This is a genomic window from Pseudarthrobacter sp. CCNWLW207 (genome assembly GCF_037203945.1).
GTDB lineage: Bacteria > Actinomycetota > Actinomycetes > Actinomycetales > Micrococcaceae > Arthrobacter.
In genome coordinates this window covers 26533-34968 of the sequence record NZ_JBBCBS010000018.1, presented here as the reverse complement: position 1 = coordinate 34968, position 8436 = coordinate 26533, and the positions used below count along the sequence as shown (strand labels likewise).

Below are 8436 nucleotides of genomic sequence, written 5' to 3'. Positions count from 1 at the left end.
CGGCCCCAAAACACTGTCGATGGGGACCGCTGCCCATGCACCACTGCCCATCGGCGGAAGACCGCAACCAGGATGGGGCAGGGGGTCGATCCCAGGCGTTCCAGAGCCTAGCATGGCCTTATGTGCCGGAACATCCGAACCCTCCACAACTACGAACCGCACGCCACGTCCGAGGAGGTGCACGCCGCCGCCCTGCAGTATGTGCGCAAGATCAGCGGCAGCACCAAGCCCTCCAAGGCCAACGAGGCGGCCTTCAACGAGGCAGTACACGAGATCGCCCATATCACTGAGCACCTTCTCGATGCGCTCGTGAGCCATGCGCCCGCCAAGGACCGGGAAACGGAGGCCGCAAAGGCCAAGGCCCGGGCTGCGGTGCGGTTCGGCGCTGCCTGACCGTAGTCCGCGCGGTTAGCGGCCGAAGCTGCGCAGCCGGAGCGAGTTCGCCACCACCAAGACGGAGCTCGCCGCCATCGCAGCGCCGGCAATCATCGGGTTGAGCAGGCCCAAAGCGGCGACGGGGATACCCACGGCGTTGTAGAAGAACGCCCAGAACAGGTTGGTCCTGATGGTGGCCAGGGTCCTGCGGGACAGCTCAATGGCCTGCGCCACCTGGCCCAGGTCATTGCCCATAACCGTGAGGTCCGCGGCCTCGATGGCCACGTCGGTGCCGGAACCCATGGCGATCCCTAGGTCAGCCTGCGCCAACGCGGCGGCATCGTTCACACCGTCCCCAGCCATGGCCACGATCGCTCCGTTGGCCTGCAGCTTCCGGACAGCGTCCACTTTTCCGGCCGGGAGAATTCCGGCATACACGTCATCGGGCGAAATGCCGACGGCGTCGGCCACTTGGGCGGCGACGGCGGCGTTATCGCCTGTCAGCAGGATGGGCCGGAGCCCCAGGGCCCTCAGCCGGGAGATGGCGGCCGCGGATCCCGGTTTGATGGTGTCCCGGAGGCTGATGATGCCCGCTGCGGTCCCGTCCACGGCCACCCAAATGGCCGTGGCACCGGATGCCTCGGTGGTATGCAGTACCTCTTGCTGCGCTGGGGAGATCTGGACGCCGTTCTCCTGCACCCACCCGGTGCGGCCGGCCAGCACCGGACGGCCCTCCACTGTGCCAGCCACTCCGCCGCCCGGCGCCGAACGGAACTGCTCGACGGCGGGAAGCCGCCCGCCGTCGTCGTCCTGGCCCTCAGGGCTCCGGACGGAACCCCCCGTGGCAGGCATCCGGGCCGGGGAGGCCGAGATCCGGCCGAGGGCGGCGGCTGCAATGGCGTGGGCAATCGGGTGCTCGGACGCTGCCTCCACCGCGCCGGCGAGACGCAGTACCTCGGAACGGGTGAACCCGTCGAAAGCTACGGTGTTGTCCACGGCCAGCCGGCCGGTGGTGACCGTCCCGGTCTTGTCCAGCAGGATAGTGTCCACGGTCCGGGTGTCCTCCAGCACCTGGGGCCCCTTGATCAGGATGCCCAACTGCGCGCCGCGGCCGGTACCGGTGAGCAGTCCCACGGGTGTTGCCAGTCCCAGCGCACAGGGGCAGGCGATGACCAGGACCGCGACGGCGGCGGTGAAGGCGGCCCGCAGTTCGGCTTCACTGACGGAGGGTCCGGCAAGGAGCAACCAGGCCGCGAAAGTGAGCACTGCGATGACCAGCACTACCGGGACGAAGACGGCGCTGATGCGGTCCGCGAGGCGGGCAATCGGTGCCTTGCCTGTCTGGGCCTGGGAAACCAGGCGCGCCATCTGGGCGAGGGTGGTTTCGGATCCTACCCGGGTTGCGCGAACCAGGAGCCGTCCCGAGGTGTTGATTGTGGCTCCAGTGACTTTGCTGTCCGGGCCCACTTCCACCGGTACGGATTCACCCGTTACCAAGGACTCGTCCACCGCGGAACTGCCTTCGATGACCAAGCCGTCGGTGGCGATCTTTTCACCCGGCCGGACCACGATGACGTCACCCACCTGGAGCTCGTCCGCAGGGATCTTGGTTTCGCGGCTGTCCCGCAGGACCGTGGCGTCCTTGGCACCCAGGTTCAGCAGGGCCCTGAGTGCGTCCCCGGCCCTCTGTTTGGCGTTGGCCTCCAGGAAGCGGCCCAGGAGCAGGAACGTGGTGACGACGGCGGCCACCTCGAAGTAGAGGCCGCCCGGTTCCATCCCTTCCATCCCGGGGTGTTCGGTCATTCGGGGGTTGCTGAACAGCTGCCACGCTGAGAAGAGGTAAGCGGCAATGACGCCGAGGGACACCAGGGTGTCCATCGTGGACGCTAAGTGCCGGGCGTTGATAGCTGCCGCCCGGTGGAACGGCCACGCTGCCCAAGTGACCACGGGCAACGCGAGGGCCCCCGCCGCCCAGCCCCAGTGCGCGAACTGGAAGGCCGGGACCATGGAAATCAGGAAGACGGGCACCGTGAGGACGGCTGCCAGGATGAGGCGCGGCTTGAGCTGGGATGCCGTGCCGCCGTGCTGCAGGTGGTCGCCACCAGGCGCGGTGCTTTCGGTGCCATGATCCGCGTGGTTACTTTGGGTGGCGCCACCGGAGGCATCCTCGGCGTGCTCGTGCGCATGGCTGTGGGAGGGTGACTGGCGGATCCTCGCCTTGTAGCCTGCTGCTTCCACAGTGGCCGTAATCTGTTCGTCCGTGATGCCTGCGGGGACTTTTACGTGGGCGGATTCGAGGGGGAGGTTGACCGAGGCTTCCACGCCGTCGAGCTTGCCGAGCTTCTTCTCTACGCGGTTCACGCAGGAGGCGCAGGTCATGCCCTCGATCTCAAGGTCAATGACCCGGCTCCCGGACTGGTGCGGATGTTCAGTGCTCACGGACTGTCCTCGGATCAGTGGTGCACTCAGGCATCGTTGGCTACCACCAGGTATCCGGCCTCGGCCACGGCCTCGCCAATTTCCGATGGTGACAGTTCCTGGCTGGAGGTGATGGTGACCGTGGAAATACCACCGGCATTGAGGTCCACGTCCACGGCTTCGACCCCGGCGAGGGATTCAAGTTCTTCGCTGACCGACGAGACACAGTGGCCGCAGGTCATACCCGAAACACTGACGGTGGTGGAGGTGGTGCTCATGGGGGCTCCTTAGAGTGGACCGGCTGGTGGCCGGTAAATGGTGGTTTAGCGAAGCAGGCGCCCGATGGCGTCGGCGGCTTCCTTGACTTTGATGTCGATCGCTTCGGCGCGGAGTTCGGGATCGGGCTCGGAGGCGGCTCCCACGACGCAGTGGCCGATATGCTCCTCCACAAGCCCGAGGCTGACGGCGTGAAGGGCCTTGGTCACGGCGGAAACCTGAGTCAGGATGTCGATGCAGTACTTGTCCTCGTCAACCATCCGGGCGATGCCGCGCACCTGTCCCTCGATGCGCTTGAGCCGGCGAAGGTAGGCCTCTTTGTTGCCGGTATAGCCATGCTCCGTCGCGGAATCCGTGCCATGGGCCTGCTCTGCGACAACTTCTTCCGGTACGTTCATAAAACCCAAGCTATACCCCATGGGGGTATAGCGCAAGTACCCCTGGGGGGTATGGAGGGGGGCGGGCTTAGATGAGGGCTGTTGCCAGGGGCCGGGAAAAGGGCAACAAAAAGCTCCGGAGTGCGTTATTGGGGGATACGCACTCCGGAGCAGCTTTTGGGCAGTTTACCCATCCATTCCATCAGGCTGGATCGGTCTGCTTGAACCAGCTTACTTGCCGGTAAGGCGGTCCGCCACCACCTCGAATAACTACTTTCACTTTATTATTCCTGGGCGCCGCAGCCATGGCGTTCTGCGGAGCTGCGGCCTTATCCGGCGTCCTCGTGGGCGGGCATCCTGTACGGAACCACCAGTACGGGCCTGCTCTGGTGATGGCTGAGCCACGAGGCTACGGAGCCGCTGAGCGCCTCGGAAATCCGGTGCGCGAGTCCCCGTTCGGAGGTCCCCACAATGATCATGGGAGCGTTGGTCTCTGCCGCGAGCCGGGCGAGGGCGCGTGCAGGATCGCCGGCCAAGGTGCGGAGGTTCCAATTGATGGGAGGGTCTCCGGCGGTGGTGACGGCGTCGTCAATGACCGCCCTGATTTCCATTGTCACGGCACGGACGTCATCGTCATCCTTGTCAGGATGGAGGGACAGCCTGTGCGCGGAGCGGGCCGGATCCCATTCGACCAGGTAGCTCGCCTCGTCTACGTACGCGCAGAGCAAAGGGGCGGAGAGCCGCACCGCGAGTTGGGTCGCGGTACGGAGGACCTCGGGGTGCTGATCAGGGATAACACCCACGAGCAGGGGAGGCGGACCGCTGAATCGTTCTGGAGTCATAAGCTCATTCTCTGCCCGGCGGGTGTGCTTGAACAGTGTCCGGGAGTTCGTTCCTAGGCTGGTGAGGCGGAGACCACCACGTTCTTCCCCCACGGATCTTCCGTGTAGCAACTGATCAGCACCAGCCTGCTGGGCACCATGTCCCAGATGGGGCTGTCCTTGAGTGTGGCCTTGAGGTACGTGGTCACAGTGTCCACCCGATACTGGATAGTTCCGGTGGCGGTGACTACATCGAACTCGTCGCCCACTGCTGCCGCGGAGCTGAGGTGGTTAAACGGGGCGTCCTGGCCTTCCCAGCTGTGGCCAATGACGTAAGTGGTGTTGTTCGATCCGTTTCCCGGCACACCGAAGGGTGTTAGCCAGTAACCATCCATGGTGGTGGGCGGCACGATTGTCTGGCTCTCGACGGCGGTGCTGTCCGGCGCCAGTGGATGTACAGCTGTGTCCATCGCAGCTTTCGGATAGACGACGCGCAGCGGCGGCGAAGCAGCCGGGAGGGCGGGACCTGCGGCTACGGGCGCGGCAGTTGGTGCGTGGGTGGGAGAGGACGGCGGGCCAGAAACGGCCAGGGGCAATGGCAGTTCGATCGACGACGTTCCCGAGTGCAGAGTGGCGGTTGTTCCGGGCGCAGCGGCCCCATGCTGGTCCAGCAGTGGCCCACCAAACGTGAAGGAAAAGAAACCCAGAACACCGCAGGCAAGGATGGCCAGGTCGGCGCGGTTCCAGCCGCGCCGCCGTTTCGCCAGTTCGTGCCTGCCGGTTTGCTTTGCCACGATGCTCCTTAGGCTTTTCGAAAATGTGCTTACAGGAAGGGCGCCCCGCCTTGAGTTGGCGGGGCGCCCTGCAGGTCAGATCGGCCCAGTCCGAACTGGTGCTAGCCTGCCTGTGCCTCCAGGGACCTGCGGCGGACAGCAACCACTGCGCCTGCGCCCAGCATCACGGCCAGGCCCGCTAGCCACGTAGGAGCACTTTCAGTTCCGCCCACTGCCGTCTGGGCGTTGAAGCCGCGGTTGGTGCCTTGGCTGACGGCCTGTGCCCCGGTGGCGCGTGGTGGCGTCGTGCCGGAAAGCACGACTTGATCGGTGTTGCCGGGGTCAACGGGGTCAACGGGGTCGACGGGGTCGACGGGGTCGACGGGGTCGACGGGGTCGACGGGGTCAACGGGGTCAACGGGGTCAACCGGGTCGACGGGGTCAACCGGGTCGACGGGGTCGACGGGGTCGACGGGGTCGACGGGGTCGACGGGGTCGACGGGGTCGACGGGGTCGACGGGGTCCACCGGGTCGACGGGGTCCACCGGGTCGACGGGGTCAACCGGGTCCACGGGGTCGACGGGGTCAACCGGGTCGACGGGGTCAACCGGGTCCACCGGGTCGACGGGGTCGACGGGGTCAACGGGGTCCACCGGGTCCACCGGGTCGACGGGGTCAACCGGGTCCACGGGGTCGACAGGGTCAACCGGGTCGACGGGGTCGACGGGGTCCACCGGCGGATAAACCGGAGGCTCCTCGCCCGGCGGCAGCGGTGCGCAGTTGGCGATGTAGGTAATCTTTCCGGCGTTCGTCCAGTTCAGGCCGCCCGGTATGGAGTTGTTCGGCGGAATGATGTCGGTGGCATGCCCGTCGTGGCCATTCAGGCCGTTCACGTTGAATGCAATTGCGTCCCAACCCGTTCCGGTTGATGAGCCGTCGTGGCAGACGATGACCATATTAGGAGCAGCCATTGCTGGTGCTGTCAGACTAATCAGCCCCAGCCCCATGACCCCCAGTGCTGCAAAGGTACGTTTCATTGTTTTCTCCCCAGTATGTGTGAAACGGACCATGATGAGGGGGAGTAGCGGTGACTCTGAGTGCCCCAGCAGCACGGTCAGCTTGCTTGTCACTTCAGGCTAGGGTGGCCCCAAGAGGCAGTCGCGAGTAGCAGGTACTCGACTTTAAAGGCCGCTGAACTGCGGCGATACCTGCTACTACGCGGAAGCCGCGGGAATACTACTTGTTCCCTCCGCACGTAACCGGCTTCGGGGACTCGCACCCTTGAACGTGGACATGCCCGCGCCTAACGTATGAGTCATACGAAAGGGCGTGACGGGCATGGAAATTTACATGTGGTGGCTGGACTTGGACCTTGCCTCCAAGGAATGGCTCCGGGAGAACCTGCGTGCGGAGGAGCTGCCCCTCCCAGTGCTGCAGGGCATCGCCGAAGCGGGAGGACCCCACCCTGAGAATCCCGTCTCGGTGCTCACTGAAGCGGACTGGGATTTCATCGAGACCCAGTCCGAATTCGTGGACTAACGCCGCCGGACTAAGAGCCGGCCCTGTCGAAAACCGTTGCGGCCTTCCGGCCGGAGTGGTTGCATGGGGTGCATGGCATCCACAGAGAGCTTTGTCCTGGCGATCGGAACCAAAAAGGGCCTGTGGCTGGCCACCAGCCAAGACAGGCAACAGTGGTCCTTCTCCGGCCCGCACTTTTTGATGAGCGAAATTCCCAGCATTGGCATCGACACCCGAAACGGCCGCACCCGGATCATGGTGGGGGTCCGATCCGAACATTGGGGGCCTACCGTGGCCCACTCCGATGACCTCGGCGCTACCTGGTCCGAGCCCGAACAGGGGGCGATCACCTTCCCCGAAGACACCGGAGCCGCCGTCGAGCGTATCTGGCAGATCTATCCGGACGCAGAGTCGCGGCCCGGAGTGGTCTGGGCAGGGGCCGAACCCATTTCCGTGTGGAAATCCACTGACGGCGGCGAACACTTCGAGCTGAACCGCGGGCTGTGGGACCACCCGCACCGCAGTGAGTGGGGCGCCGGCTACGGCGGCGCCGCAGCCCATTCGATCGTGGTCAACCCGGCGGGTGACAACGTCCATATCGCCATGAGTACCGGCGGCGTATACCGCTCGCTCGACGGCGGAGCGTCCTGGGAGGCCAGGAACAAGGGTATTTCGGCCTACTTCATGCCGGACCCCAACCCGGAATTCGGCCAGTGTGTGCACAAGATCGCTGCGGATGCCGCCGTCGAAGGGCGCCTCTACGCCCAAAACCACCACGGCGTGTACCGTACGGACGACAACGGCGAGAACTGGGAGTCCATCGCGGAGGGGCTGCCCGCGGACTTTGGCTTTGTGATGCTCACACACCCCCGGCGGGAGGGGACTGTCTGGGTGGTGCCGCTAAAGGCCGACGGCGAACGTATCCCTCCCGAAGGGAAGCTTGCAATGCACCGCACGGACGACGCCGGAACCACCTGGAAGCGCCTCTCCACCGGACTGCCGGAGGGGGAATACAACAGCGTGCTCCGGGACGCCGCGTGCGTGGACTCCGCCGAGCCGGTGGGTGTTTACTTCGGTACCCGCGGCGGCACGGTGTACGCCAGCGCGGATGAAGGGGAGACCTTTACGGAAGTTGCCAGCCATCTTCCGGATGTTTTGTGTGTCCGCGCAGCCAGGGTGGCGGGAGCGCGGCTGCCGGAGTCGCGTGTTCCGGAAACGGCGGTGTCCCAGGATGCCTGACATCCGCCTGGTGCTGCCCAGCATCCTGCAGCCCCTGGCCGGCGGGCAGTCCATCCTGACTGCGCCCGCCGAGGGGTCAATGACAGTGGGGAAGCTCCTGGACTCGGTAGCCGGGGATTACCCCGTGCTGGCGAGGCGCCTGCGGGACGAGACCGGTGCCCTGCGCCGGTACGTGAACGTCTACGTGGACGGCGACGAGGTGCGCAGGCTCCAAGGCCTGGAAACTGAGGTGGCGGACGGTCAGGAAGTGCTGATTATCCAGTCCGTGGCCGGCGGCTAAACCGGCTGGGCTCCATGACGGCGGGCAGTCCTGACTGACTGCGCCCGCCGTCGTGGTGCTGTTTGTGCGGCACGAACGTTCCTGGTCAGGCGATGCGCCACACGCTGCATTCGTCCGCATTGATTGCTTTGCGCATTCCTGTCTGGCGGTCCATGATCCAGACGACTCCGATGCCCGGAGCCGTTTCCTGGACGCTTCCACGGCGGATCACAACGTCGTCGTAGCTGGGCCCAACCGAGAGACGGGCTTCGATTTCATCGCCGCGGTGGAGCTGGTCCAGGGCGCGGACCCGGGTGACATGGGCTTTGACTTCCTTCAACATGGTGGGGCCTCCTGGACTGGAGCTGGACGCCTGCGCT

General features: G+C 65.4%; 11 protein-coding genes. 4 read left to right on the top strand and 7 right to left on the bottom strand.

Features of this window, described 5'->3' with window-relative positions:
* The first annotated feature begins 120 nt into the window (after window positions 1–120).
* The gene (locus tag V9L17_RS20350; protein ID WP_337352684.1) at window positions 121–393 is read left to right on the top strand and encodes a DUF2277 domain-containing protein; all 273 of its coding nucleotides are present in this window, start codon (window positions 121–123) and stop codon (window positions 391–393) included.
* Window positions 394–408: 15 nt separating this feature from the next.
* On the opposite strand, the gene V9L17_RS20345 is transcribed toward V9L17_RS20350, so the two are convergent.
* The 6 genes from V9L17_RS20345 to V9L17_RS20320 form a co-directional block, all read right to left on the bottom strand.
* Window positions 409–2754: a heavy metal translocating P-type ATPase gene (locus tag V9L17_RS20345; RefSeq protein WP_443198053.1), complete on the bottom strand. Its 2346-nt coding sequence runs from the start codon at window positions 2752–2754 to the stop codon at window positions 409–411.
* Between the two features lie 86 nt (window positions 2755–2840).
* Complete coding sequence (locus V9L17_RS20340; RefSeq protein WP_337348629.1) at window positions 2841–3071, bottom strand: heavy-metal-associated domain-containing protein; 231 nt, start codon at window positions 3069–3071, stop codon at window positions 2841–2843.
* Window positions 3072–3116: 45 nt separating this feature from the next.
* Window positions 3117–3467 carry a metal-sensitive transcriptional regulator gene (locus V9L17_RS20335; protein WP_337352682.1) on the bottom strand — a complete coding sequence of 117 codons (351 nt, stop codon included), beginning with the start codon at window positions 3465–3467 and terminating at the stop codon, window positions 3117–3119.
* Window positions 3468–3775: 308 nt separating this feature from the next.
* A complete protein-coding gene (locus V9L17_RS20330; RefSeq protein WP_337352681.1) occupies window positions 3776–4288 on the bottom strand; it encodes a universal stress protein in 513 nt (170 codons plus the stop codon).
* Window positions 4289–4341: 53 nt separating this feature from the next.
* Window positions 4342–5061, bottom strand: a complete 720-nt coding sequence (locus tag V9L17_RS20325; protein ID WP_337352680.1) for a class F sortase — start codon at window positions 5059–5061, stop codon at window positions 4342–4344.
* A 101-nt stretch (window positions 5062–5162) separates the two neighbouring features.
* Complete coding sequence (locus tag V9L17_RS20320; protein WP_337352679.1) at window positions 5163–6011, bottom strand: DUF4573 domain-containing protein; 849 nt, start codon at window positions 6009–6011, stop codon at window positions 5163–5165.
* 367 nt (window positions 6012–6378) lie between these two features.
* On the opposite strand from V9L17_RS20320, the gene V9L17_RS20315 reads away from it, so the two are divergent.
* The 3 genes from V9L17_RS20315 (at window position 6379) to V9L17_RS20305 (ending at window position 8077) form a co-directional block, all read left to right on the top strand.
* On the top strand, window positions 6379–6579 hold the full coding sequence (locus V9L17_RS20315; protein ID WP_337348634.1) for a hypothetical protein: 201 nt from the start codon (window positions 6379–6381) through the stop codon (window positions 6577–6579).
* A gap of 63 nt (window positions 6580–6642) precedes the next feature.
* Window positions 6643–7797, top strand: coding sequence for a WD40/YVTN/BNR-like repeat-containing protein (locus V9L17_RS20310; protein ID WP_337352678.1), 1155 nt, complete (start codon window positions 6643–6645; stop codon window positions 7795–7797).
* Entirely contained in the window at window positions 7790–8077 is a 288-nt protein-coding gene (locus tag V9L17_RS20305) for a MoaD/ThiS family protein (RefSeq protein WP_337352677.1), read from the top strand. Before V9L17_RS20310 ends, V9L17_RS20305 begins: the two co-directional genes overlap by 8 nt.
* 85 nt (window positions 8078–8162) lie before the next feature.
* Here V9L17_RS20305 and V9L17_RS20300 read toward each other — a convergent pair whose 3' ends face one another.
* On the bottom strand, window positions 8163–8399 hold the full coding sequence (locus tag V9L17_RS20300; RefSeq protein WP_337352676.1) for a hypothetical protein: 237 nt from the start codon (window positions 8397–8399) through the stop codon (window positions 8163–8165).
* Between the last annotated feature and the right edge of the window lie 37 nt (window positions 8400–8436).

What these genes read in the sequence shown, in the direction of transcription:
- V9L17_RS20315 (WP_337348634.1), top strand. Translation starts at nt 6,379, where the DNA reads ATGGAAATTTACATGTGGTGGCTGGACTTGGACCTTGCCTCCAAGGAA.
- V9L17_RS20310 (WP_337352678.1), top strand. Translation starts at nt 6,643, where the DNA reads ATGGGGTGCATGGCATCCACAGAGAGCTTTGTCCTGGCGATCGGAACC.
- V9L17_RS20320 (WP_337352679.1), bottom strand. Translation starts at nt 6,011, where the DNA reads ATGGCTGCTCCTAATATGGTCATCGTCTGCCACGACGGCTCATCAACC.
- V9L17_RS20345 (WP_443198053.1), bottom strand. Translation starts at nt 2,754, where the DNA reads ATGACCTGCGCCTCCTGCGTGAACCGCGTAGAGAAGAAGCTCGGCAAG.
- V9L17_RS20300 (WP_337352676.1), bottom strand. Translation starts at nt 8,399, where the DNA reads ATGTTGAAGGAAGTCAAAGCCCATGTCACCCGGGTCCGCGCCCTGGAC.
- V9L17_RS20340 (WP_337348629.1), bottom strand. Translation starts at nt 3,071, where the DNA reads ATGAGCACCACCTCCACCACCGTCAGTGTTTCGGGTATGACCTGCGGC.
- V9L17_RS20350 (WP_337352684.1), top strand. Translation starts at nt 121, where the DNA reads ATGTGCCGGAACATCCGAACCCTCCACAACTACGAACCGCACGCCACG.
- V9L17_RS20305 (WP_337352677.1), top strand. Translation starts at nt 7,790, where the DNA reads ATGCCTGACATCCGCCTGGTGCTGCCCAGCATCCTGCAGCCCCTGGCC.
- V9L17_RS20330 (WP_337352681.1), bottom strand. Translation starts at nt 4,288, where the DNA reads ATGACTCCAGAACGATTCAGCGGTCCGCCTCCCCTGCTCGTGGGTGTT.
- V9L17_RS20335 (WP_337352682.1), bottom strand. Translation starts at nt 3,467, where the DNA reads ATGAACGTACCGGAAGAAGTTGTCGCAGAGCAGGCCCATGGCACGGAT.